At 60.1% G+C, this 22,866-nt stretch carries 26 protein-coding genes; 25 read left to right on the top strand and 1 reads right to left on the bottom strand.

Going from position 1 to position 22,866, the window contains the following annotated elements; all coding sequences use genetic code 11:
* Position 1 precedes the first annotated feature (1 nt).
* The 16 genes from CAG11_RS28200 (at position 2) to CAG11_RS33685 (ending at position 12,369) form a co-directional block, all read left to right on the top strand.
* On the top strand, positions 2 to 511 hold the full coding sequence (locus CAG11_RS28200; RefSeq protein ID WP_022643387.1) for a phage major tail tube protein: 510 nt from the start codon (positions 2 to 4) through the stop codon (positions 509 to 511).
* A gap of 12 nt (positions 512 to 523) precedes the next feature.
* Positions 524 to 829: a phage tail assembly protein gene (locus CAG11_RS28195; protein WP_085599338.1), complete on the top strand. Its 306-nt coding sequence runs from the start codon at positions 524 to 526 to the stop codon at positions 827 to 829.
* A gap of 135 nt (positions 830 to 964) precedes the next feature.
* The gene (locus tag CAG11_RS28190; protein ID WP_085599336.1) at positions 965 to 3,544 is read left to right on the top strand and encodes a phage tail tape measure protein; all 2,580 of its coding nucleotides are present in this window, start codon (positions 965 to 967) and stop codon (positions 3,542 to 3,544) included.
* A 9-nt stretch (positions 3,545 to 3,553) separates the two neighbouring features.
* On the top strand, positions 3,554 to 4,399 hold the full coding sequence (locus CAG11_RS28185) for a phage tail protein (RefSeq protein WP_085599335.1): 846 nt from the start codon (positions 3,554 to 3,556) through the stop codon (positions 4,397 to 4,399).
* Positions 4,374 to 4,580, top strand: a complete 207-nt coding sequence (locus tag CAG11_RS28180; protein ID WP_022643394.1) for a tail protein X — start codon at positions 4,374 to 4,376, stop codon at positions 4,578 to 4,580. Before CAG11_RS28185 ends, CAG11_RS28180 begins: the two co-directional genes overlap by 26 nt.
* A gap of 58 nt (positions 4,581 to 4,638) precedes the next feature.
* Positions 4,639 to 5,682: a phage late control D family protein gene (locus tag CAG11_RS28175; RefSeq protein ID WP_085599333.1), complete on the top strand. Its 1,044-nt coding sequence runs from the start codon at positions 4,639 to 4,641 to the stop codon at positions 5,680 to 5,682.
* An 87-nt stretch (positions 5,683 to 5,769) separates the two neighbouring features.
* Entirely contained in the window at positions 5,770 to 6,921 is a 1,152-nt protein-coding gene (locus CAG11_RS28170) for a glycosyl hydrolase family 18 protein (protein WP_256578509.1), read from the top strand.
* A 51-nt stretch (positions 6,922 to 6,972) separates the two neighbouring features.
* Positions 6,973 to 7,164 (top strand): hypothetical protein, encoded by a 192-nt coding sequence (locus CAG11_RS28165; RefSeq protein ID WP_022643397.1) that lies wholly within the window; start codon positions 6,973 to 6,975, stop codon positions 7,162 to 7,164.
* 91 nt (positions 7,165 to 7,255) lie between these two features.
* On the top strand, positions 7,256 to 7,747 hold the full coding sequence (locus CAG11_RS28160; protein ID WP_085599331.1) for a phage tail tube protein: 492 nt from the start codon (positions 7,256 to 7,258) through the stop codon (positions 7,745 to 7,747).
* An 8-nt stretch (positions 7,748 to 7,755) separates the two neighbouring features.
* Entirely contained in the window at positions 7,756 to 8,103 is a 348-nt protein-coding gene (locus CAG11_RS28155; protein ID WP_022643399.1) for a phage tail assembly chaperone family protein, TAC, read from the top strand.
* Between the two features lie 29 nt (positions 8,104 to 8,132).
* Positions 8,133 to 8,387: a hypothetical protein gene (locus tag CAG11_RS28150; protein ID WP_031321344.1), complete on the top strand. Its 255-nt coding sequence runs from the start codon at positions 8,133 to 8,135 to the stop codon at positions 8,385 to 8,387.
* 57 nt (positions 8,388 to 8,444) lie between these two features.
* Positions 8,445 to 9,860, top strand: a complete 1,416-nt coding sequence (locus tag CAG11_RS28145) for a phage tail tape measure protein (RefSeq protein ID WP_085599329.1) — start codon at positions 8,445 to 8,447, stop codon at positions 9,858 to 9,860.
* Between the two features lie 38 nt (positions 9,861 to 9,898).
* Positions 9,899 to 10,237: a phage tail protein gene (locus CAG11_RS28140; RefSeq protein ID WP_022643403.1), complete on the top strand. Its 339-nt coding sequence runs from the start codon at positions 9,899 to 9,901 to the stop codon at positions 10,235 to 10,237.
* Positions 10,234 to 11,847 (top strand): pyocin knob domain-containing protein, encoded by a 1,614-nt coding sequence (locus CAG11_RS28135; RefSeq protein ID WP_085599327.1) that lies wholly within the window; start codon positions 10,234 to 10,236, stop codon positions 11,845 to 11,847. The genes CAG11_RS28140 and CAG11_RS28135 overlap by 4 nt, the downstream gene beginning before the upstream one ends.
* Positions 11,847 to 12,233, top strand: a complete 387-nt coding sequence (locus CAG11_RS28130; RefSeq protein WP_085599325.1) for a hypothetical protein — start codon at positions 11,847 to 11,849, stop codon at positions 12,231 to 12,233. Before CAG11_RS28135 ends, CAG11_RS28130 begins: the two co-directional genes overlap by 1 nt.
* Entirely contained in the window at positions 12,199 to 12,369 is a 171-nt protein-coding gene (locus CAG11_RS33685; protein WP_158091445.1) for a hypothetical protein, read from the top strand. Before CAG11_RS28130 ends, CAG11_RS33685 begins: the two co-directional genes overlap by 35 nt.
* Positions 12,370 to 12,408: 39 nt before the next feature.
* Here CAG11_RS33685 and CAG11_RS28125 read toward each other — a convergent pair whose 3' ends face one another.
* Positions 12,409 to 13,563: an acyltransferase gene (locus CAG11_RS28125; protein WP_085599323.1), complete on the bottom strand. Its 1,155-nt coding sequence runs from the start codon at positions 13,561 to 13,563 to the stop codon at positions 12,409 to 12,411.
* A gap of 50 nt (positions 13,564 to 13,613) precedes the next feature.
* Between CAG11_RS28125 and CAG11_RS28120 the strand changes: the two genes are divergently transcribed.
* From CAG11_RS28120 to CAG11_RS28095, 9 genes are all read left to right on the top strand, one after another.
* Positions 13,614 to 14,297 carry a phage minor tail protein L gene (locus CAG11_RS28120; protein WP_053134540.1) on the top strand — a complete coding sequence of 228 codons (684 nt, stop codon included), beginning with the start codon at positions 13,614 to 13,616 and terminating at the stop codon, positions 14,295 to 14,297.
* A 2-nt stretch (positions 14,298 to 14,299) separates the two neighbouring features.
* Positions 14,300 to 15,076, top strand: a complete 777-nt coding sequence (locus tag CAG11_RS28115) for a C40 family peptidase (protein ID WP_085599321.1) — start codon at positions 14,300 to 14,302, stop codon at positions 15,074 to 15,076.
* A 55-nt stretch (positions 15,077 to 15,131) separates the two neighbouring features.
* The gene (locus CAG11_RS28110) at positions 15,132 to 15,767 is read left to right on the top strand and encodes a tail assembly protein (protein WP_085599319.1); all 636 of its coding nucleotides are present in this window, start codon (positions 15,132 to 15,134) and stop codon (positions 15,765 to 15,767) included.
* Positions 15,768 to 15,832: 65 nt separating this feature from the next.
* A complete protein-coding gene (locus CAG11_RS28105) occupies positions 15,833 to 16,441 on the top strand; it encodes a tail assembly protein (protein ID WP_085599317.1) in 609 nt (202 codons plus the stop codon).
* Between the two features lie 60 nt (positions 16,442 to 16,501).
* Positions 16,502 to 19,594: a host specificity protein J gene (locus CAG11_RS28100; protein ID WP_085599315.1), complete on the top strand. Its 3,093-nt coding sequence runs from the start codon at positions 16,502 to 16,504 to the stop codon at positions 19,592 to 19,594.
* A gap of 73 nt (positions 19,595 to 19,667) precedes the next feature.
* A complete protein-coding gene (locus CAG11_RS33415) occupies positions 19,668 to 19,979 on the top strand; it encodes a hypothetical protein (protein ID WP_143494791.1) in 312 nt (103 codons plus the stop codon).
* 1 nt (position 19,980) lies between these two features.
* Entirely contained in the window at positions 19,981 to 20,721 is a 741-nt protein-coding gene (locus tag CAG11_RS33410) for a hypothetical protein (protein ID WP_143494789.1), read from the top strand.
* 269 nt (positions 20,722 to 20,990) lie between these two features.
* The gene (locus CAG11_RS33405) at positions 20,991 to 21,302 is read left to right on the top strand and encodes a hypothetical protein (RefSeq protein ID WP_143494787.1); all 312 of its coding nucleotides are present in this window, start codon (positions 20,991 to 20,993) and stop codon (positions 21,300 to 21,302) included.
* Entirely contained in the window at positions 21,299 to 22,120 is an 822-nt protein-coding gene (locus CAG11_RS28095) for a hypothetical protein (protein ID WP_143494785.1), read from the top strand. The genes CAG11_RS33405 and CAG11_RS28095 overlap by 4 nt, the downstream gene beginning before the upstream one ends.
* Positions 22,121 to 22,866: the final 746 nt, after the last annotated feature.

Genomic DNA, 22,866 nt, shown 5'->3' with positions numbered 1-22,866 from the left:
AATGGCAATGATTCCCGAAACCCTGGCGAACATGAACCTGTTCGTCGATGGCATCAGCTTTCAAGGCGACGTGCCGAGCCTGACCCTGCCCAAGCTCACCCTCAAGACCGAGGAACACCGGGTCGGCGGCATGGACCTGCCCATCGAGCTGGACATGGGCATGGAGAAACAAGAGGCCGGCTTCACCACCACCGGTGTACGCCGCGAATCCCTCAAGCTGTTCGGCCTGACCGACAGCAGCGCCTTCAATGGCGTGTTCCGTGGCGCCTTCAAGGGCCTCAAGGGCAAGACCACCCCGGTGATCGTGACCCTGCGCGGCCTGCTCAAGGAAGTCGACATGGGTGACTGGAAGTCCGGCGACAAGGCCGAGATCAAGCACAACGTCGCCGTGAGCTACTACAAGCTGGAAGTCGACGGGCGCCTGATCTACGAGATCGATGCCCTGGGCATGAAACGCGTGATCAACGGTGTCGACCAGCTCGCCGCCCAACGTTCGGCCCTGGGCCTGTAAGGAACTTCCTCGATGTCTGACGCAATCAATGGCACGCCGTCCTGGATGGTGTTGAGCCCCGAGAACGTGGTGATCAGCCTCAGCAAGGCGGTGTCGATGAACGGCGTGCAGTGCGACAAGCTCACTCTGCGCGCGCCCACCGTGCGTGATATCCGCGCTGCCAACAGCGCGGCGGCTGGCGATGACGAACAGCGCGAGCTGATGCTGTTCGCCAGCCTGGCCGAGGTCGGCAGCAAGGACCTGGAGGGCCTGACCCTCAAGGACTACCAACGCCTGCAGGCCGGTTATTTTCGCCTGGTGCAAGACGACGAGCTTTGACCCGGCAGTGATGAAGGTGGCGGCGAAGCGGCTCGCTCGCGAGCTGCATTTTTGCGCTGAGGAAATCATGACCATGCGCTATTGCGACATGGTCTGGTGGCTCACGGATTGAGCCTGTCACCACGGGGGCGGCAAATGGCGAACAACACGCTGGTATCGACAGTGATAAAGATCGGCGGCGCCCTGGACGCGACCTGGGATGCTGCCACCAAGACAGTGGAAGACCGGATCAAGGCGCTTGACGAGCAGGCCAGCAAGGCCCGGGGGCTGGCGACGGCCATCGGTGAAACCCAGCGCCTGCGCCGGGAGCTGAACCAGGCCCGCAAACAAGGCGCGCTCTGGGTCGGTGACTTGCAGGCCAAGCTGGACAGCAGCCTGGACGGATTACGCAAGCAGGGCATCCAGGTCCGCAAGCTGAACCAGGAGTACCAGGCCCTGGGCCGTGCGGCCCGGGGCCTTGAGCTCAGGGCCACGGGCCAGCGGCAGATCGAGCAGGGCAGGACGGACCTCAAGTCCAGCTACGAGCTGGCGAAGAAAGCCGTTGGGGTGCTGGCGGTGCCGGTCAAGATCAACGCCGACTACCAGGCGACGATCCGCGACATCGCCATCAAGGGCAATATCGCCAATACCCCGCAAGAGGCGCAGCTGGCACGCAATGTCCTCCAGGTTTCCCGGGATTCCGGGCTGGGTCGCGGCGAGGTCGCCAGCCTCATCGCCGGGATGACCACCAATGGCACGTCGTTGGACAAGGCCCAGCAGTATGCCGGGCTGGCGGCCAAGTTCGTGGTTGGCCAGGGGGCCGGCGTCGGCGACACCGCGACCCTGATCCGGGCCCTGGAGACGCAGGCCGGGATCACCGATCCCAAGACCCTGGAGCGGGCCCTGGAGGCCATGGCCCTGCAAGGCCAGGCGGGCAACTTCGAAGCGGCCGACATGGCCCGCTTGCTGCCCGACCTGCTCAAAGGTGCCAAGGACATGAAGCTCACCGGCATGGATGCGGTGAGCCAGGTGGGGTCGATGCTGCAATTGCAGATGTCGACGGCCAACGGCGCCGATCAGGCGGCCGGCAACCTGAAGAACTGGATGGGCGAGATTCGCTCACCGGCCACTGCCGCGGCTTATGCCAAGGCTGGCATCGACTATGAGGGATCGCTGCAGACCGGCCTGGAAAAAGGCATGTCGACCCTGGAGGCGAGCTTCGCCCTGGCCATGAAGTACATCCAGGTCACCGACCCGGCCAAGGCCGCGCAGATGACCGCGGCCCAGGCGCAGATCAGCCAGCAAACCGACCCGCAGAAGGCCCAGGCGATGCTGGCCGCCCTGGCGCAGTCGCTGCGCGGCGACAACCTGTTCGTCAACATGCAGGTCGATGCGGCGTTGCAGGCCTACGCCCAGGGCCAGGATGGGTACCAGAAGCTCAAGCAGGACTCGCTGACGGCCTCCGGCGTGCTGGACAAGAACCAGGCCGAGCGCCGGGGGACGTCGGCGCAGATCTGGAAGGAAGCCGATGGCGCGGTCGACAACCTGCAGCAGGCGTTCGGCCAGGCCCTGACCCCGGCCACGGACCGCTTGGGCCAGAGCATCACCTGGTTGGCGAATGGCATGACCGAGCTGACCCACCAGGCCGCTCCGGCGGTACTGGGGGTGACGGTGCTGGCCGGCAGTCTGCTGGCGCTGAAGAAGTTGCAAGCGGCCTACACCCTCGGCAAGGGCCTGTTCAACGTGGCCCGGGGCTCGATGATGGGCAATCCGGACTTCATCCAGAAGGTGCTGGTCACCAACCCGGGAGCCCTGGGTGGCGGTGACTACGACAGCGACATCAGCCGGGACAAGAAAGGCGGCAAGGGACGCAGAGGAGGGCGAGGTGGAAAAGCCAAGGGTGGCTTGGCCAACAAGACCGCCCAGAAGTTGAAGGAGCTCTTTGGTTCAGGTAACGCGGGCAGGGCAGGCAAGGGCGCCCTGGTCTTGGAAGCAGGAATCTCGGCGGTTAAAAATGGCGGCAATGTGATCAAGCCGCTGATCAAGGGCGGCAGCGTCCTGTCCGTGGCCGGCGCGGTCTTTCAGGCAGCAGACACCTACCAGAATGCCAAGACCCGGGACGAGAAAGCCGAAGGTTATGGCAAGGCTGCCGGAGGCCTGGCCGGTGGCGTGCTGGGTGCAGCGGCAGGTGCTGTGGCCGGTGTTGCCGCCTCCGCCATGACCGGTGCCATGGTTGGCTCCGCGGTGCCGGTACTCGGGACGGTCGTTGGCGGCATCGTTGGGGCTGGAGTGGGAATCCTGGCGGCCTGGGCTGGAACCGAAGCCGGCGGCTTTCTGGGCAAGAAACTGTTCGGCGGCGATGACTCGCTCAAGTCGATGCCCGCCGCCGGCCCGCTGATGATGCGTGACGCCGGCAAGAACATCCCGCCGGTCATGGACGATATCGCCAACTCCTTCAAGAGCGGGCAGACCCCGCCGCTGATGGGCCAGGTGGTGCGTTCCATGCCGCCGGCTCCCGGCACGTCGAGCACCCTGGCCGAACCCTTCAAGGCCCCCTTGGCGCCGGCGATCGAGCAGCAGTTCAGCTTTGCGCCGGCGATATCGGTCACCGTCCAGGGCGATGTCAAGGACCCGGCGCAACTGGCCCGGGAACTGGAGCCCTACCTGCGTTGGCAGTTCGACGAGTACAGCCGCCAGGCCTCGGCTCGCCAGCTGTCCGATGCACCTCACGTTTAAGGAGACGCCATGGCCTACATGGAACAGCTGCAATCGGGGCTGCAATCCCTGGTGGCGGCAGCGGAGGCGGGGCGGCGCAGCGCGGACGAGATGCTGGGACCCATGAACGGGGCCATAGGCTTTATCACCGGCGCCGCCCTGGAAATGGAGAACCTGCCCGTGGTGGGGCCGCAAGTCGGCACCCGGCTGCGCCGCATCCTGCGCGGTATCGATGCCGCGCAAAGCCGGGTCGGCGAGGTGGCGGCCCAGTACAACCAGGCCGTCACGGTAGCCGGGCAGGTGCAACAGCGCCTCGGCGCCTTGCAAGAGCAGACGGCCAAGGTCGGGGCGGCGATCAACCGTATTGGCGGGCAGATCAGCCCGGCCCTGGGCACGATCTTTCCCAGCAGCTTGTTCGCCGCCAAGGAAACGCCCACCGCCGAAGCGGTCAAGCCGTTCCCGCACCTGCTGATCCTCCAGCCCCTGGGGGCTGCTTCCCAACCCTATTACTTCAACCTGGACACGGCGGCCTTCGACGATTTGCGGCGCCAGACCAGCTTTCGCTGGACTGGCCAGGAGCGCCTGGGCCGCAGCAGTGCCCAGCAGGCGGTGGGCCTGGGCGATGAACGCATCAGCCTCAAGGGTGCGATCTTCCCCGGGTTCAAGGGCGGACTGGGGCAATTGCAGGCCTTGCGCAGCATCGGCCGGCAATTGCGCCCCTTGAGCCTGACCACCGGCTACGGCGAGGTCCTGGGCACCTGGTGCCTGACCAGCATCGACGAAGACCAGGGCCATTTGCTGGCCGGCGGCATTCCACGCAAACAGGCCTTCTCACTGGAGTTCGTAAGCTATGGCGACGACTTGCAGAACCTCTGACGGCGATCTGCTCGACACCTTGTGCCAGCACTACTACGGGCATTTGAACGGCACCGTCGAGGCGGTGCTGGATGCCAACCAGGGCCTGGCCGACGAGCCCCAGCCATTGCGGGCCGGGGTGCTGATCCTCTTGCCGGACCTGCCGGCGCCGGAGCAGGCGCTGGTCCAGCTATGGGACTGAACCCTGGTCTTGCTCCTGCAAATTCCTTTACTGATCGGCACCCAGTGCGAGGCGTTTTATGACCCCAGAGTTTCGTATCGTTGCCTATGGCCGGGACATTACCAGCCAGATCAACGACCGGTTGCTGTCCCTGCGCACCTCGGACAAACCCGGCATGGAGTCGGACGAATTCGAGCTGCGCATCGACGACCGCGATCGTGCGGTGGCGCTGCCCCGCCGTGGCGCCAGCATCGAGGTATTCATGGGGTATGCCGGCCAGGGGCTGACCCGCCTCGGGCGCTACACCGTGGATGAGGTGGTGGTCTGCGGACCACCGGACACCCTGGAGATCCGCGGCAAGGCCAGCGACATGCGCGGCAGTGGCAAGACCACCCGCAGCGGCAGCTGGGAAGATGTACCGCTGCAACAGGTGGTCCGCGACCTGGCGGCCCGTAACGGCTGGACCCCGGTGTGCCCGGTAGCGATCAAGGTCCTGCGGGTCGACCAGCTCAACGAGTCCGATTTCAACTTCATCACCCGCCTGGCCCGGCAGTACGACTGCACTGCCAAGGTCGCCGAAGGCAAGTTGCTGGTGCTGCCGCGCCAGGCGGGACAGAGCGCCAGCGGCAAGGCCCTGGGCAAGGTCACCATCCACCGCCACGAGGTGAGCCGCTATCAGTTTCGCCTGGGCGACACCAGCAGCCACAAGGCGGTGCAGACCCGTCACCAGGACAAGAAGAGCGGCAAGCTGCAGGTGATCGAACTGGGTAACGACAGTGCCCCGGCCGGGGTGCCCGCGGTGCACACCGACCGGCATATCTACCCGAACAAATCCGCGGCAGAGCAGGCCGCCAAGGCGCGCCTGGCGGCGTTCAACCGCAGCACCGCGGCCCTGCGCCTGGATCTGCCCGGACGCATCGACCTGTTCGCCGAACGCTTGATCGACGTCCAGGGTTTCAAGGCCGGGCTGGATGGCGAGTACCTGGTGGATTCGGTGGAGCAGGTCTTCAGCCCGTCGGGCTGGAGCACCACGGTGCAGTGCAACGCTGGCAAGCAGGGCAAGGCCCGGGCCAAGGGCAAGCCGAAACCCAAGGCCAAGCCGCTGAAGGTGCTGCAACTCTAGGTCGGCGGCGTCCGCTGCGAGCCTTTGGACGGACCCTTTGCGGACGTCCGGTTTTTTTCCCGATGCGGTTCACCCGCAGGAGATTTCATGAATTCCAACATCATCCAGCCGGCCTCGACGCGGGGCGTCCGGCGGTTCTTGCGTGGCCTGCTTGGCGGCTGCGCCCTGGCACTGGCCAGTGCGGCCCAGGCCGCGCCCTTGGTCCTGGCCTACACCGACGGCCAGGTCGAGACCTCCTACAGCAACCTCAAGGCTTTTCATCGCAACCTCTCGGCCGTGGGCCTGGGCAGCACCTACGGCCTGACGGTCACCGGCCAGTTGCACCAGGAGGGCATGAACGACACCACCCGGCAGATCATCGCGTTCGCCAAGTCCAAGTCCTTGCCGCTGTACCCGACGGTATCGGACTACAACCAGGACATCGCGGCTTTCGACCCGGCCATTTCCCACTCCATCGTCAACAACAAGGCCTTGAGTGCCAGCACCATCAAGCAGTTGGTGACGCTGGCCCGGGATAACGGGTTCGCCGGTATCAACCTGGACTTCGAACAGGTTGAACCGCGCAACGCCAAGGCGTTTTCCGCCTATGTCAAAGCCCTGGGCCAGGCCCTGCATGCGCAAGGGCGCAAGCTGATCATCAGCGTGCCGCCCAAGCTCGACGACCAGCAGCCCGAATACCTGCAAGGCTACGACTACCGGGCCCTGGCAGCAGCGGTGGATTACTTCCAGCTGATGACCTACGACCAGGTCGGCCCGGGCTGGAGCAGCGGCGGCTTCCACGGTGAAGTCTGGCCGGGCCCGGGCTCGGGCCTTGACTGGCAGCAAGCGCTGCTGGCCTACGCAGTGACGCGGGTACCGGCCGGCAAGCTGCTGTCCGGGCTGGCGGCCTACGGCCAGGACTACAGCATCGGCAATCGGGTGCACTGGTCGGCCTATGAGGAAATCATCGCCGAGCACAACGCCGTCACCCACCTGGACGCCCCCTCGGCCACTCCTTACGCCACCTGGGGCCCGGTCAACAGCTTCGCCGATGGCGTCGAGTGGACTGCGGAGCGAGCGCAGCCGGTGCTCTGGTATGACGACGCCCAGAGCATTCGCAGCAAGGCCGCCCTGGTCGGGCGCCTGGGCCTGGGCGGCACCAGCGTCTGGGCCATGGGCTACGAAGACGCAAGTTTCTGGAGCGCACTGCAGGCCGGCCTGGCCAAGGCCCCGGCGTTGCTGCCCAGCGGACGCGAATGACGCTGTCCCGCGCTTGCCCAATCACCTTCGATGGATACGGAGCACCCAGCCATGAATGACGAAGAACTGGCGGCCATCAATCGCCTGATCGCCGCCCTCCAGGCCCAGGCCGATGGCCAGTCCGCCTTGAACGGCGCGATCCGCCTGCTGGCGCAGAGCAACCAGGCCCTGGTGGACCTGATCAAGAGCCGTGAACCGGACCCCAACGCGCCACCCTACCTGGACGGCTCGCCAACTCCCTGAGCCCTGGCCCCGGCGCCTTTGGTCCGCACCCGAGCAACACACCCTCGACCCGCCACCAGCGGGTTTTTCATTGTTTTGTGGAGAACACCCGATGTCGATTCTTACCCAAGGTACGCAAATCTTCGCCCTGGTCCCGCCTGTGAGCGGCAGCGGCCCCTACACCGTGCTGGAAGTCGAGCACGTCACTTCCTTCGAGCCCGGCGGCGCGCCTGCCGAGCAGATCGAGGACACCACCCTCGACGCCCAGGAGCGCAGCTACAAGAAAGGCCTGCGTACCCCTGGCACTGCCAGCCTGGGGCTCAACGCCGACCCGGCCAACGCCAGCCATGTGCGCCTGCACCAGTTGTCCGAAGCCAATGGCGAGACCAGCATCAAGTGGGTCGTGGGCTGGTCCGACGGCAAGGGCGTCGCGCCGACCGTCAACGCCAAGGGTGACAACTTCGAGCTGCCGACCACCCGCACCTGGTTCGCCTTCGACGGCTATGTCTCGGACTTCCCGTTCAACTTCGCCCTCAACGCCGTGGTCACCACCACCGTGACCATCCAGCGTACCGGTGGCTCCACCTGGATCAAGAAGGCCTGAGCATCGCCATGAACCTCAAGCAACTCAAAGCCAAGGGCGGCATCGTCGATGCCCTGCCCGTGAAGAAGCAGGTGAGCTGGACTCACCTGGACAGCAAGACCGGCAAGGAGGTGACCGACACCTTCACCTTGCACATCCGCCGGCAGTCCTTCGGGGTCATCGAGCGACTGTTCGCCGATAGCGACAACGAGCAGAGCCGCAACGCCCGCTACATCGCCGCTTCGGTGGCACTGGGCACCGATGGCGGCGAGGCCCTGAGCTACGAGGATGCCTACGGCCTGGAGCCGACCCTGGGGTTTTTGATCCTCAATGCGGTCAATGAGGTCAACGGCACCGGTGGTGCGGCAAAAAACTGACGGCCGCCGATGAGTTCTGGCACGAGTTGGTGCTGAACGGAGTCGGCGGCCGGACGATTGCCGAAGCCAAGGAACGCATGACCTACCACGAAGCCCTGGCATGGGGACGCTATATCGACCGATATGGCTCCTTGCATACCGGTAGGCGGCTGGAGGCGGGCAGCGCCCTGGTGGCGTTGCAGACCCACCGGCTGGGCGGGGGCGTGGCGGAGTTGTTGGACTTCATGCCCCATGAACAACGTTTGGGCCTGTCGCTCGAACGCGCGATGAACGAGTGGCGCTGATTCCAGGCCACTTTTCCCGAACCCGTTTCGACGGGTTTTCATGACCCGGAGAACCCCATGGCAACAGCTTCCCAAGGGCTGGACCTGAGCGGCCTGGAGCGGGCCCTGGACAAGGCCCAGCGCATCACCGACCAGGCCATGCGCAACATGCAGCGGCGCATCGACGAGGCCGGCAAGAAAATCGCCGAGTCCATGACCCTGTCGTCCGCCTCGGCGCTGGACGCCAGCGCCAGTGCCTTCGACGACCTGCGCAAGGCCTATGACCCGGCCACCGCCGCGGTCGACCAGTACCTCAAGAAACAGGGCAGCCTGGCGGCGTTGCTCAAGCAGAACAAAAGCGCTGAAACCGACTACGCGCAGACCCTGGAAAAATCGGGGAAGAAACTCGCGACGTATTCCGACGAATTCGACAAGTTGCGCAGCGACGGCGCGCTGGCAGCGGCCCAGGTAGGCATGGGCGCGCGGCAGAAGGAGCGAGCCAAGCTCCTGAGCGACAACGACCTGCAATACGCCCAGGCTCGCAAGGCCCTGGACGCCCAGTTTCCAAAGGGAGCGACCCGGGCGCCGGCCACCTATGCCGACCAGGCCGGGATCAAGTTCCCCTCCGGCGATGCCTATGGCAAAGGCGGTGAACAGGGTGACGAATACGCCACTAGGCTCGAAGAGCTCAAGACCAAGCACAGCGAAACCGCACTGCAGATCCAGAGCAACTACCAGCAGATGACGGAGGCGATGCAGGACTGGAAGAACGGCGCCTCGGAAGCCTTCGACGACTACATGAACGCCTCCGACAACACCGCAGCCCAGTCGAAGGCCGTGTTCGCCAACGCCTTCGACAAGATGGGTGCGGGTATCGTGCAGTTCGCCACCACCGGCAAGTTTTCCTTTTCCGACTTTGCCAGTTCGGTACTCAAGGACATGGCGATGCTGGCGGCCAAGACGGCCGCATCGCGGGCGTTGAGCTCGCTGTTCAGCATGGCCGGCTCGGCCCTGATGAGCCTGTGGCCGGGTTCTGCTGCTGCGACTCCTGCTGCCCAGCAGTTCAAGGTGGGGGATGCCACCACTGTCTTCGACCCGAAGATCAACACTTCGAGCATGCAGATGCCGGTATTCGCTCATGCCAAGGGCGGGGTCTTCAGCAACACCGTGGCCAGCGCTCCGACCCTGGCGCCCATGGCCTTGTTCGGCGAAGCCGGGCCCGAGGCGATCATGCCCCTGAGCCGGGGCGCCGATGGTTCCCTGGGTGTGGTGGCGCTGGGGGGCGCACCGGCCGGCAGCACCAGCAACCAGCAGGTGGTGATCCAGCAGACCATCAACGTCGGCGAAGGCCAGGGCGCTGCCCAGGGAGCCGGCGCCAACCAGCAGAACCTCGCCAACGCCTATGCCAGCGCCGCCCGACAAGGCGCTGCCGAACAGATCGCCCGTGACCTGAAGCCGGGCGGCCAGATCTGGTCCGTCATCAACGGCCGCTGATACCCAGCGGCCGCGACGGCTCACGCCCGGAGAAAAGCATGACCATCGAAACCTTCGCCTGGGTGCCCAAGGTGGAACCCGTGGGCACCGTCGAATTCCGCCTCAAGTCGGCCCGCTTCGGCGACGGCTACCAGCAGGTGGTCCAGGACGGCATCAACAACAAGACCCAGTCCTGGCCGCTGACCTTCGTCGGCGACGAAAGCCGGATCAAGCCGATCATCGCCTTCATCGACGCCCATCGCGGCGCCACGCCGTTCTACTGGACCCCACCCCTGGGAGAACAGGGGCTGTACCGCTGCAAGACCTATCAACCCTCGCCGTTGGGCGCAGGGATGTACACCCTCAGCGCCACCTTCGAACAGGCCTTCCATCCATGACCCTCAAAACCATCAAGGCGGGCGCCCAGCCCAACGATGGCACCGGCGACAACCTGCGCACCGGTGCCCAGATCATCAATGAGAACTTTGCCGAGCTGGATCAGCGAGCGGCGCAGGCCAGTGCCCAGCTCAGCTCGATCGAAACGGGTGCGACCAGAAACCGGCCGGATGCCGAGCTGCTGGCCCGCGCGAACCATACTGGCGCACAACCGGCCAGCACAATCAGCGACTTTTCGCCGGCAGTAAAGGCAATCCTCCAGCAGTACGGGTTGGCGGAAAAAATCCGGGATATACCTGAGAGTCAATTAAACGGTCTTTCTGTGAATACCTTCACCTTTTGCAGGCCGGCTGGCGCCGGGATTCTCCCTTCGCAGGTGAACCATTACGTCATTCATCTGCAATTGAACGACGCGGGATTTGCCATGCAAATCGCTGTGAACTTTTTGAGCGGGAAGTCCTATAGCAGAATCAAAGATAACGGCAATTGGCAGGCCCAATGGGTCGCCGGAATCGCCAAGGGGGATTACGGTGTTGGCGCCAAGGATGATGCTCCATTCGTAGGGGTGAATCAGAATCCCGATACATATCTAACCGGTGGGTACGCGGTGGGGCAGTTCACCATCCTGGGTACAAGTTTGACCGGCGTATTGATTACCCAGGCCGGCAGTAACTCCACAGCGGCGGCACAGCAGTTCGTAGACTGGGCGACCGGCAAGATGTTTACTCGCGGGAAAAGCTCCAATACATGGAGCGCGTGGCGCTCTGTAGTTTCTGGCGGTGAATTCGGAATCGGTGGATTAGTGCCCTCGCCCAGTGGCAAAACTATGAATGAAAGAAATGTCACCGGTATTTATGGGTGGGCCGCTGATTACGCTGGAGCGCCAAGCACGTCAACCAACGGCGAATACATCACGCTAGCATTCAATACCGAATATGGTAGGGCTACTCAGTTAGCATTCTCCCATGACACTGACGAAATGTGGTTTCGTCGTGACACTAGTGGCTGGCAGCCTTGGAAAACCGTAGTTCTAGAGCAGACCGGCCTTACCCGCAACCGTAACGGAACCATCACCGACCTGAATAATATTCAGGCCAGAACAGTGGTATGGGTTGATACCAGCGTAAAAAATACTCCGTTTACAAGTGATTGGTATGTCGAGTGTTTCGGGCTTGATACTGGGGGGGTTGGAGCTTACACAATGCAGCGAGCAACTACGCTCAATAACAGTGAACTTGTGTATGTTCGTAAACGGGTCGGCGGTGCATGGGGTCAATGGTTTAGGCAGACGCCTGAGTTTTTAAACAATGGAAATGGTAGCGCGGTAAAGTTTGCCGACGGAACCTTGATTTGTTATTCAGCCGCATCGACTAAGAACGTTACTAACATAGCCCTCGGTGCGATTTTTGCCTCTGATCAGCGCTCGTTTAGCTTTCCTGTGCCATTTGTTGTTGAACCTATCGTAACTTGGTCATCAAGCTCCTCCTCTAACGGCGTCTGCTGGGGGAATTGCGAATGGTCAAACACCACGCAGACAGTTGGGCGCTTAAACAGCGCGTTCTCAACTATTGATGGATACTTGCGCTACATAGCTATCGGGAGGTGGCGATAATGGTCATTATCAAGTTTTCTCCCGTGTATACGGACAGGTTTGCGCGTATCGAATCAGCCTCTGTCGAGGGTTATGCCATCACCATCAACGGCGAGCAGTTCGATTTCTCGCCGCTTGAGAAGGGCTACGAACTTTCGCTCGAGGCCATCGACTCGCCCCTGTTCGCCGACAAGGCCGTCATGTCCGCCGAAGGCGTCCTGTCGATCACGCTGCTCATGCCCTATGACGAAGCCACGGCCACCGAGGCCATCCGCTTCCCGGCACCCGTCACTGTCACCACAAACGGCCCGGTGGATATCCCCACCGATCACCCCGCACAGCCCCCCGTAACTCCAACCGTCGAGGACGACCATGGACTTCTCGCAGAGCAAGAAAACCTTCACTGAGCAGGACCGGAAAGCCAACGAGGCCCGGGAGTACCTGCGCCAGACCGACTGGTTGGTGGTACGCAAGCTGGAAACCGGAAAGGATATCCCGGCAGATATTGCCGAGCGACGCGCTCAGGCGCGTAGCTTGTTGTAATTTGATGGACGTAACTTTAATAATAACCGCGATATAAAGTTAGCTGGCTGGAATTGTAGTTGTCATTTTCTTTGGCAAGAATAATTTGTTTAGAAATGTAGTCAAAGGCCTGTCAATTGCTTGGGTGAAAATTATTGATGCTATCGCTGTTGTTGTTATGTATATGATGAGTGTTGCTAGTTTCGATTCTGTAATTATAAAAGTATAAGATGCAATGCTGTTTAGTGTTATGAAGTGTGTTAGGTAAACTCCAAATGAAATTTCTCCGAGCTTCAGGAGAGGTTTACATGAAAATGCCGTCCTTAGATTCTTGTTTGCGCTAACTGCGAATACCAATAATGCAGCTGCTATCGGATAAGATAAATCTACTGCTAGTCCGGCTAGTTCTCTTTGTGGGACCATGGGGGCAATGGAAAGAGCCAGCAAAATTAATATGACTGAATATTTAGTTTTCATGGTTGCACGTTTTTGTACATAGGGTAGAGCTAGAGTGGCGCCTAAGAAAAATTCGAAATAGTGTGTTCCATAGGTGGCTGCAAATATGATCAGAATTGAGATGACTTGCATGCTTGGTTTTAGATTTTTACATATAACTCCAAATGCTATTACCAAAGAAACAGCAAGAAGTTCATAAGATATTGTCCAAAGATTGGCGTTATAAGTTTTTTGTGCGTTGAATGACACAAAGTCACCCCATAAAGATTCGCTTATGGCCAGTGATGCACTTGGTTGAAATGAGTACCATCTTTTCAGCCAATCAGAATCGCTTAAAGTACTTGCTTCTCCGTTGAAATATAGCCCTAGCGCATGGACTATATAAGCCAATAGGCAAATTGCAAGAATTGGTAAGCTTAATCGTAGATAGCGCTTTATGATTGCTTTAAGTGCGGGCCTTAATGAAGCGCAATGAAATTTTTTCAGAAATAAAAATCCGCTTAGAACAAAGAATACAGCAACTGCAAAGTGTCCGTTCCACAGCGAGCTAATGAATGTGCTGTTTATCGTTTTTTCAGATGATAATAGAGAGTTGTCGAATGATCTAGCAAAGTGAAATATTGCTACTGCAAGAGCAGCAATGCCTCGTATGCCGTCTAAATGTCTTGAGCGCTCTATGATTTTGGTGCAGTTTTTTGAATATAGGCTGTCAGAAATCATGAAATAATTTGCCGAATAGAGTTTTTCTGTTTTCAACATTCTAACCAATGCCCGCCAAGAGCGGGTTTTTTGTACCTTGAGGAAACAGCATGCCGATCACAGCCGATATCCAGACCCTGGAGCCTGGCGCGTGGGTGGAGCTTTTCGAGCTCGACGCCACCAGCCTTGGCGCCGAACTCTACCGTTTTCACGGTTACCCCCAGCAGTCGTCGATCTTCTGGCAGGGGCTCGAGTATTCCCCCTGGCCGATCCAGGCCGAGGGCTTCGAAATGACCGGCAAGGGCTCGCAGCCGACCCCGACCCTGTCGGTGGGCAACGTCGATGGTTTCATCACCGCCCTGGTGCTGTATTTCGAAGACCTGGTAGGGGCCCGGCTGATTCGCCACCGGACCCTGGGCAAGTACCTGGATGGCCAGCCCGAAGCCGACCCCGAGGAGGAGCTGCCGCCGGATATCTGGTACGTCGAGCGCAAGGTCGCCGAAGACAACGAGGTAGTGCAGTTCGAGCTATCCAGCGCCCTGGATTTCAACGGCGTGCAGCTTCCGCGCCGGCAGATCGTCGCCAACGTCTGCTGGTGGCTCAGCTGCGGCGGTTATCGCGGCCCTTACTGTGGCTACAACGGCGGCCCGGTGGCGGACGTCAACGACGTGATCGTCACCGATGCCGCCAAGGATAAATGTGGCGGGCGCCTGAGCAGCTGCAAGCTGCGTTTCGGCGAGAACAACCCGCTGCCCTACGGTTCGTTTCCTGCGGCGGGCCTGCTACGGAGCTGAACATGAACAAGGCGAACCTTGCGGCCATCGAGCGCCACGCCCTGGCCGAATACCCCCGCGAGTGTTGCGGGTTGCTGATTCGCGAGGGCCGGCGGCGGGTCTATGTGCCGTGTCGCAATACCGCCGCGACCCCCAGCGAGCACTTTCGCCTGGCTCCCGCGGACTATGCGGCAGCCGAGGAGCGCGGCGAGGTGCTGGCGGTGATCCACAGCCATCCGGATTACCCGGCCACGCCCAGCGAGGCGGACCGGGTGGCCTGCGAGGCCTCCGGGTTGCCCTGGCACATCGTCCAGGTGCTGGCGGACGACGCCGGCCAGCCGCGCATTGGCCAGTGGGCCCAGCTGGCGCCCAACGGCTACCAGGCACCCTTGGTTGGCCGGGCCTTCGCCCATGGCGTGCACGACTGCCTGAGCATCATCCTCGACTACTACCGGCGCGAGCTGGGTATAGAACTGGGCGACTACCAGCGCGAGGACGGCTGGTGGGACAAGGGCGGCAACCTCTATCTGGAGCACTTGCCCGAGGCCGGTTTCGAGCGGGTAGGGGACCTGCGCCAGGGCGACGTGGTGTTGATGCAGATCCGCTCGCCAGTACCCAACCACGCGGCAATCTACCTGGCCGATGGCGTGCTCAAGAGCGAGCCTGCGCACTACCCGGCGCCGGGCTCCATCCTGCACCACCTCTATGGCCGCGACAGCAAGCGCGACACCTATGGCGGCTACTGGGACGAGGTCACGGTCAGCATCTGGCGCCATCGCCAGCTCATGGCGTCGGCTTGAGGCCGCTGCCTTTCCCGGCTGCCAACCGGGGATCTTTCTTCCTGGGAGTCATGTGATGAATCAGCAAAAAGTCCGGGTCGTGCGATTGTACGGCTCGCTGGGAGCCCGCTTCGGCCGGGTGCATCGGTTGGCGGTGGGCAGCGCTGCGGAGGCGATCCGCGCCTTGTGCGTGCTGGTGCCGGGATTCGAGGCCTTCCTGATGGAATCCAAGGATCGCGGGGTGACCTACTCGCTGTTCCTCGGGCGCGACAACCTGGGCCAGGATCGCCTGCACGCTCCCTGCGGCAGCAGCGATATCCGCATTGCTCCGCTGCTCATCGGCAGCAAGCGCTCTGGCGGGTTGCAGACCATCATCGGCGTCGCCCTGGTGGTGGCCGCGTCCTATTTCACCGGTGGCATGGCCGCCACTGGCAGTACTGCCTCAGGCCTGATCGGCACCGGCGCTTCCAGCGGCTGGACCTTCGCCGCCAGCATGGGCATTTCCCTGGCCATGGGCGGGGTGATGCAGATGATGTCGCCGCAGCTCAAGGGCCTGGGGGCCATGGACCGTCCCGACAACCGTGCCAACTACAGCTTCAACGGCCCGGTCAACACCACGGCCCAGGGCAACCCGGTGGGCCTGCTCTATGGCCAGTTGATCGTCGGCAGCTCGGTGATCAGCGCCGGCATCTACGCCCAGGACCAGCTCTGAAACAGCGGTCTGCGTTGTCCATCCCAGCCCGCCCCGGCGGGTTTTTTTATCGCCAGGAGAACCCCATGGGCTTGGCCGTAGAACCACAAAAGATGCAAACCGTGCTGCTGTCCGGCTCCCTGGCACGGCTGTTCGGGCGTGAACACCGGGTCGCCATCAGCGCAGGCTTCAAGGACGTGATGGGTTACTTCCGGCAGTTCCCGGGTTTTGAGCGCTACATGGTGCAAAGCGCCGACAAGGGCCTGCGCTTCGCCGTGTTCAACGGCCGGCGCAACCTGTCCGAGACCGATATCCACCAGCCCCTGGGCAAGCAGGTGATTCGCATCGCCCCGGTGCTCGGCGGCTCCAAGCGCGCTGGGGGCCTGCAGACCATCCTCGGCGCGGTGTTGATGGCCGTGGCCTACTACAACCCCTTCGGCTTTCTCACCGGCCCGGCAGTCACTGCCATGATGATGACCGGAGCGACCTTGGTGATGGGCGGCGTGACGCAGATGCTCGCGCCCATGCCCAAGGGCCTGGGCGCCCAGGAGCGCCCGGAAAACCGCCCCAGCTACAGCTTCAACGGGCCAATCAACACCACGGCCCAGGGCAATCCGGTGGGCCTGCTCTATGGCCAGCTGACCATCGGCAGCACCGTGATCAGCTCCGGCATCTACGCCCAGGACCAACTCTAAGCATTCCCGTCTTCCACCTGCCTGCGATGCCGCGGGCCTCATTTCGCCTGAAGGAAAGCCATGACCGACCCCATTCTCGCCGGTAGCAAGGGCGGCGGCGCCAAGCCGCCCCGTCCCTCCGTGGAAGCCCCGGACAGCCTGCACAGCACGGCCTATGCCCGGATCCTCGATCTCGTCAGTGAAGGCGAGATCGTGGGCCTGAAGAACGGCAAGCGCTCGGTGTTCCTCAACGAGACGCCCCTGGCCAACGCCGACGGCAGCCTGAACTTCTCCGGGGTCAGCCTCGAGACCCGCAACGGCAGCCAGGACCAGACCTACATCCCGGGCTTCCCGGCGGTGGAGAACGAGTCCCAGGTGGCGGTGGAACTGCGCAGCGACCAACCCTGGACCCGCGCCATCACCAACCTGCAACTGTCGGCGGTGCGCATCCGCCTGGCGGTCTCGCGCCTGGCCCAGACCAACACCAGCAACGGCGACACCAACGGCTACACGGTGCGTTACGTCATCGAGCTGTCCACCGACGGCGGGGCGTTCGTCGAAGTGCTGCAATCGGCCTTCAGCGGCAAGAGCTCCAGCAAGTACGAGCGCTCCCACCGGGTCGACCTGCCAGCGGCCAAGGCCGGCTGGAGCGTGCGGGTGCGGCGGCTGACGGCGAACTCCAGCAGCGGGGCGATCGCCGATACCACCAGCGTGGAGTCCATCACCGACGTGATCGACGCCAAGTTGCGCTACCCGGGTTCGGCGATCATCGGCCTGCAGTTCGATGCCTCGCAGTTCCAGTCGATTCCCAACCGCTCCTTCGAATTGCAAGGGCGGATCATCCGCGTGCCGAGCAACTACGATCCGGCCACCCGGACCTATAGCGGCGTGTGGGACGGCACCTTCAAGTCGGCCTGGACCGACAACCCGGCCTGGATCTACTACGACCTGCTGCTGCACCAGCGTTATGGCCTGGGGCACCTGCTCAACGCCGCCCAGGTGGACAAGTGGGAGCTGTACCGCATCGGCCAGTACTGCGACCAACCGGTGTCCGATGGCAAGGGCGGCACCGAGCCGCGCTTTACCTGCAACCTCTATCTCTCGGTGCGTGCCGATGCGCTGAAAGTGCTGCAGGACCTGGCCACCACCTTCCGCGGCATGGCCTATTGGGGCGCAGGCTCGGTGATGGCGGTGGCCGATATGCCGGAAGACCCGGTGTACACCTACAGCAACGCCAACGTGATCGACGGCAAGTTCGTCTACGGCGGCTCGGCGAAAAAGACCCGCTACAGCGTGGCCCTGGTGAGCTGGAACGACCCGGCGGACTTCTACCGGCAGAAGGTGCAGTACGTCGACGATCCGGAAGGCATCGCCCGTTATGGCGTGCAGCAGACCGAGATCACCGCCACCGGCTGCACCTCCCAGGCCCAGGCCCAGCGCATCGGCAAATGGGCGCTGCTGACCAACCGCCTGGAAACCGAAAGCGTGAGTTTTTCCGTGGGCCTGGACGGCACCCTGGTGCGTCCGGGGCAGGTGATCCGCGTGGCGGACAACGACCGGGCCGGCCGGCGGATCGGCGGGCGCCTGCGCTCGGCGACCCTGGACGCCCTGGTGCTGGATGCCGACGTCAAGGCCTACCCCGGCGATACCCTGACCTTGATCATGCCCACCGGCAAGGCGATCTCCCGGGTGATCAAGTCCGTGGGTTATCCACTGACCTGGGACAGCACCGGCATCACCTGGGACAGCGGCGCCACCACCCTCGACACCACCGGCTTTCCCGCTGAAGTGCAGCGGGTGGTGCTGGAGAAAAAACTCGAGGAGCTGCCACCGGTGCACTCGATGTGGGCCATCGATTCGCCGACCCTGGCGGTCCAGCAGTTTCGCGTGTTGTCGGTGGCCGAGGATTTTTCCGGCTCGGCGATCAAGTACAGCATCAGCGCGGTCAAGCATGTCGCCGCCAAGTTCGCGGCGATCGACAACGGCGCGCGCATCGACCAGCCACCGGTGACGGTGATCCCGCCGAGCGTGCAGAACCCGCCGAAGAGCGTGCGGGTGCGCAACGAGCATTTCGTCGACCAGGGCAGCGCGGTCGGGGTCATGACCATCGACTGGGAGCGCCCGGACAACGCCATCGCCTACGAGGTGCACTGGCGCAAGAACGACGGGGATTGGGTGTTCGCCGGACGTACCGGGGGCAACTCCTTCGAGGTCAGCGGTATCTATGCCGGGCGCTACGTGGCCAAGGTCCGGGCGATCAACGCCCTGGACATCGGCTCGGTGTTCGCCACCTCGGTCGAGACCGTGCTCAGTGGCAAGACCACACCGCCGCCGATGGTGGCTTCCTTCAACGCCGAGTCGATCGTGTTCGGCATCAAGCTCAAGTGGAGCATCCCGGCCGGGCTGAGCACCGCCGACCTGCAACGGACCGAGATCTGGTACAGCCAGGGCAGTGACGTGGCCACTGCCACCAAGTTCGGCGACTACGCCTACCCGCAGACCGACCTGACCATCATGGGGTTGGCCGCTGGCGTACGGTTCTTCTTCTGGGCGCGCCTGGTGGACAAGATCGGCAACCAGGGTGCCTTCCATGGGCCGATCACCGGACAGTCATCCTCGGATGCCGGGCCGATCCTCGAATACCTCAGCGACAAGATCAGCGAGACGCAACTGAGCCAGCACCTGCTGCAGAAGATCGAGTCCGGCGGCGGTGCCCAGGTCGAAGTCGAGACCATGAAGCGCGAGCTGGCGGCGATGTACTCGATCAAGACGCAACTGACGGTGGATAACAAACCCTATCTGGCGGGGATTGGTGTCGGGGTCGAGAACGATAAGGGCGTTATTACCAGTCAGGTATTGGTTGCGGCTAATCGGTTTGCGGTTGTCGATCCCAATACTGCCAAGGCGATATCTCCGTTTGTTATTGAGAATGGTGCTACTTATATAGATTCTGCGTTTATTCAGAACGGCAGTATCAATATGCTGAAGATTGGCGATAACTTGCAGTCGGCCGACTATAAGGCTGGAGTGAGTGGGTGGAAGCTTTGGAGGGGAGGGGATCTAGAATTCAATGGGAATATTAAAGACGGTGGGCGTTTGACCATGAGCAACCAGCTCATTCAGGTTTTTGATGCAGAAAACAGACTTCGCGTCCGACTTGGTATTTGGAAGTAACTAAATAGTGCGCGGTCTGATATAGAGCCACAATACCCTGCTACGTAACGGGTTTTTTACCTATGGAGGTAGTATGTCAGCTGGTCTTCAAATATTCTATAAAGATGGTACGCTACAATTTGATTTGACTGGAAAATATCCAAAATTTATCGGACAGGTAAGCACTGGACTTTTTAGTGGACAGTTCAAAAGCAGCCTACTTTCGCAGGGCCGGCCATTCGCTTACTCCTTACCTGATCCAGTGTCTCTGGCACCATCAAAGTTTGCACTTTATGCACAAGTGGAGATCGTGGGCGAGATAATCAAGTGGGAGTTCATTCCATTCTCTACGGCTTTGAATCAGAGCCAGAATGCCAGCTCAACCATAATCTATGGCGTGTATTGAAATGACTCCAGCATTTCAGGTTTTCGATGAGGTGGGGCGAATCGCAATTGATACCAAGATGATGGCCTATTCGTTGCGAGCTAGAAATGACTTCTCCATCCCTGGAGGAGGGGTGAACAGGCTATACGTGACAGTCGCCAACGCCGCTCAGCCGATAATATTCGTTCGTGGTGCCTATACCTTTTTGAACCAGGTAACACGGTCAGCTGGCAGCATGACATTCGATTTTTTCGTGCTTTTGACCTCCACTGGTGCGAGCGGGCGATACTACGTTTTCGATAAATCAGAATTGCTCAGCGGGAAGTCTGGTCTAGAGATGTACGACGAAAATGGCAACGTGACGTTTTCGTCTGTTCACCCTCCATTGAATCTGGTGTGGGCAGGAGCGCCACCTCGCGGAAATGAACGCGCTCCGTATAACCTAGGTAGTACAGCAAGCGAATGGTCAATGACCGAACTTCCAAAGGGACTGTACGCCGGGGCTGTAACGGGGACCAGGGGGGGGATAGACGTGCAAGGTGACGGCAGCGTTACCTATGCTGACACCATGTCAGAATATGTATGTTTTGACAGCGGGGAAAATAACTCTCCCCACGATGGTAAGGGCTGCACACTGATGTTCGCGTATGATGGAAATAGCATTCCTACAGGGTCATATTGGGGGCGCTGGTATCAGCGTGGAGCCCCCCCATTGATTATGATTATTGATGCTGCTGAGTATGATAGACACCAGATTAGCTGAATTATCATTCAATAAGATTTCGTTGGGGTTAGTAATTTCTTCCTAGAGCATACCTCCATGCTAATAACAGCATGGCTGCTGCAGATTATTTATAAAGTTTGCTAGGTTGCGGGCTTTTTTGTGCTAGTACCTAATGCTGCGATAGCCAAATTCAGGAGCAACTCACCGGTGCGAATTTCTGCATTTCATCGAGTCTGCAAAACTGGTAGTGGTATTAAAAACTGCGAGATACTAGGGGCAGTGACATTAGCATGTAATGAGGAGCGACCATGAATACTGGTATCCAGATTTTTTACGAGAACGGAAGCATTCAGTGGGATGGATCGAAAGGTACATCCATGCAGCTTGGGAGTGGAGTCTATCAGTCGGCGGGTTCTATTTCGGTTTCAGAGTGGAGAGATCCTAACTATATTCCTTGGTTCTCACTTGTGCCCACTGAGCCAGCAGGCCCGATTAGTGTTTCTTTGCAGGCGTTTAGGAGTGGTACAGTCCTAACTTGGAATTATCCTAATCTGCCGCCAGGAGCAGTGAATAAGAAGTATCTGAGTACCCTGGTTGTGTGGGGGGTAACATACAAATGAGCCAAGTTGGATTGCAGTTGCGGGATGTCAACGATAAGTTAAGGCTTGATACCAATAAGTTGGTGTTTCGTTTGATCAAGTCGGTACAGGTTCCGGTTAGCTGGACAAGCTCGAATGATGATAAACCGAAACTGTTTGATATCACTGTAGACGGGAGAAACCCCCTCCTGTTCTTCGCAGAGGCCATGCCAAAGTACGTTTTGCGGGAGTGGGCAGTTCGAAATGTGTCTGTTTTGGGGGCGGGCCCTATTCGCCGATGGACATTTACGGTCGCCAGTTATCCATATCAGGCGCAGCAAGAGCCACCTATCGTGACGAGCGAGGCATACAGGGTTTACATCTTTGACACCTACCCTAAAAGTCAATCTACCTTCGGTCTGGAAACCTATGATGAGAATGGGTTCATGACCTTTTCATCGTATACCACGCCCATGGCGGTTCAGGCTGTTGTGCCGTTCCCTGAATACATATGGACCGAACAGTGGCGCTGTGTCCAGTCAGTTCCGCTGCCTAGGTCAGGAGTGAAACCATACAAGTCGGCGGTCGGATCGAATGTCTACCGAGAGGGGTTTTATGGCTCGGAAACTATTTACTACTACGTGGATACCGCGAACGAAGTTGTGTCTATGTTCGATCAGGAGGCGCCATATGGGTACAGTGACGATACCTACGAAGGGATTGGTATGCGCTTCGCTGTTAACGGGGACCAAGTCGGGAATCCCTCTTGGGGCGGTCCATTTGGCGGGTGGTGCTGGAGCTTTAACACTCCACTTGTGATGGCAGTAAGTATTGAGGGGCTTCCTTGTCCATTCGGTTGAAAAACAACACGCAACTACACCACCATCTGGTGATTTTCCAGTCGATATGAAAGTCAGCTCTTAACATCGGTTCGTAGAAGAAGACACGCATTTTTGTAATGAAGTAGGCCGTCTGGTGTATAGAAATTTGTTGTGTCATTGCGAGCGAAGTAGCTAATGGTTGGTGGTTAAGGGATGAATTGACGGACAGCCCGGTCGAACCGAGTCAGCTCCTTCATGTCTCGCTCAGGCGTGGACTCATAGATATCCATTCTGGTAACTATTCCTGTGACCTCACTAGGATTAGCTTATGTCTCGAACAGGGCTCAAACGCTTAACGGTGTGATGAGCCATGGTTACCATGGGCGGCCGTGGGCATAGAGCATCTGCTGGTCTGTTTGCTAAAATGCTACGTATCGTCCGTGGTCGAAAAAGCCAGAATTCGTTCTCTCCTAGAGTATTAAAAACCATCCAAGAGCTAAGTCAGCAACGCATCGGAGTTGTTCCTGATCGAGAAAGAGTACTTCGATAGCTTGATGCTAGAGATCCAGGTGGTAAACGAGCAGCCTATGGTATTCTGCTTTTTAGATAAATTTCTCTTCCTTCTCTGTTTCTGTCTCCTCGTATGTGCTCAAAATACCTTGCGAAAATTCTTCTCGTTCTTTGCGTTCCAGACATGATGGGTCGCTTGTTAGTTATGTAATTCAATGAAGGGAGTGATCCAGCTATTGAACTAATTTGCGAGGCATAAGTTGCCGTTTCGCGAT

Origin of the sequence: Pseudomonas sp. B6(2017) (genome assembly GCF_002112765.1) — a bacterium.
Taxonomy (GTDB): domain Bacteria; phylum Pseudomonadota; class Gammaproteobacteria; order Pseudomonadales; family Pseudomonadaceae; genus Aquipseudomonas; species Aquipseudomonas piscis.
Note: the sequence above shows the minus strand (reverse complement) of the source record. Positions and strands in the feature narration are given on the sequence as shown.

Excerpts from the sequence above, each read along its gene's own strand:
- CAG11_RS28140 (WP_022643403.1), top strand. The coding sequence starts at position 9,899 with ATGACCATCGAAACCTTCGCCTGGGTGCCCAAGGTGGAACCCGTGGGC.
- CAG11_RS28125 (WP_085599323.1), bottom strand. The coding sequence starts at position 13,563 with ATGTTGAAAACAGAAAAACTCTATTCGGCAAATTATTTCATGATTTCT.
- CAG11_RS28160 (WP_085599331.1), top strand. The coding sequence starts at position 7,256 with ATGTCGATTCTTACCCAAGGTACGCAAATCTTCGCCCTGGTCCCGCCT.
- CAG11_RS28190 (WP_085599336.1), top strand. The coding sequence starts at position 965 with ATGGCGAACAACACGCTGGTATCGACAGTGATAAAGATCGGCGGCGCC.
- CAG11_RS28110 (WP_085599319.1), top strand. The coding sequence starts at position 15,132 with ATGAATCAGCAAAAAGTCCGGGTCGTGCGATTGTACGGCTCGCTGGGA.
- CAG11_RS28100 (WP_085599315.1), top strand. The coding sequence starts at position 16,502 with ATGACCGACCCCATTCTCGCCGGTAGCAAGGGCGGCGGCGCCAAGCCG.
- CAG11_RS28105 (WP_085599317.1), top strand. The coding sequence starts at position 15,833 with ATGGGCTTGGCCGTAGAACCACAAAAGATGCAAACCGTGCTGCTGTCC.
- CAG11_RS28120 (WP_053134540.1), top strand. The coding sequence starts at position 13,614 with ATGCCGATCACAGCCGATATCCAGACCCTGGAGCCTGGCGCGTGGGTG.
- CAG11_RS33405 (WP_143494787.1), top strand. The coding sequence starts at position 20,991 with ATGAATACTGGTATCCAGATTTTTTACGAGAACGGAAGCATTCAGTGG.
- CAG11_RS28185 (WP_085599335.1), top strand. The coding sequence starts at position 3,554 with ATGGCCTACATGGAACAGCTGCAATCGGGGCTGCAATCCCTGGTGGCG.
- CAG11_RS33685 (WP_158091445.1), top strand. The coding sequence starts at position 12,199 with ATGGACTTCTCGCAGAGCAAGAAAACCTTCACTGAGCAGGACCGGAAA.
- CAG11_RS28155 (WP_022643399.1), top strand. The coding sequence starts at position 7,756 with ATGAACCTCAAGCAACTCAAAGCCAAGGGCGGCATCGTCGATGCCCTG.
- CAG11_RS28135 (WP_085599327.1), top strand. The coding sequence starts at position 10,234 with ATGACCCTCAAAACCATCAAGGCGGGCGCCCAGCCCAACGATGGCACC.
- CAG11_RS28130 (WP_085599325.1), top strand. The coding sequence starts at position 11,847 with ATGGTCATTATCAAGTTTTCTCCCGTGTATACGGACAGGTTTGCGCGT.
- CAG11_RS28115 (WP_085599321.1), top strand. The coding sequence starts at position 14,300 with ATGAACAAGGCGAACCTTGCGGCCATCGAGCGCCACGCCCTGGCCGAA.
- CAG11_RS28195 (WP_085599338.1), top strand. The coding sequence starts at position 524 with ATGTCTGACGCAATCAATGGCACGCCGTCCTGGATGGTGTTGAGCCCC.
- CAG11_RS28180 (WP_022643394.1), top strand. The coding sequence starts at position 4,374 with ATGGCGACGACTTGCAGAACCTCTGACGGCGATCTGCTCGACACCTTG.
- CAG11_RS28175 (WP_085599333.1), top strand. The coding sequence starts at position 4,639 with ATGACCCCAGAGTTTCGTATCGTTGCCTATGGCCGGGACATTACCAGC.
- CAG11_RS28170 (WP_256578509.1), top strand. The coding sequence starts at position 5,770 with ATGAATTCCAACATCATCCAGCCGGCCTCGACGCGGGGCGTCCGGCGG.
- CAG11_RS33410 (WP_143494789.1), top strand. The coding sequence starts at position 19,981 with ATGACTCCAGCATTTCAGGTTTTCGATGAGGTGGGGCGAATCGCAATT.
- CAG11_RS28165 (WP_022643397.1), top strand. The coding sequence starts at position 6,973 with ATGAATGACGAAGAACTGGCGGCCATCAATCGCCTGATCGCCGCCCTC.
- CAG11_RS28145 (WP_085599329.1), top strand. The coding sequence starts at position 8,445 with ATGGCAACAGCTTCCCAAGGGCTGGACCTGAGCGGCCTGGAGCGGGCC.
- CAG11_RS28095 (WP_143494785.1), top strand. The coding sequence starts at position 21,299 with ATGAGCCAAGTTGGATTGCAGTTGCGGGATGTCAACGATAAGTTAAGG.
- CAG11_RS28200 (WP_022643387.1), top strand. The coding sequence starts at position 2 with ATGGCAATGATTCCCGAAACCCTGGCGAACATGAACCTGTTCGTCGAT.
- CAG11_RS33415 (WP_143494791.1), top strand. The coding sequence starts at position 19,668 with ATGTCAGCTGGTCTTCAAATATTCTATAAAGATGGTACGCTACAATTT.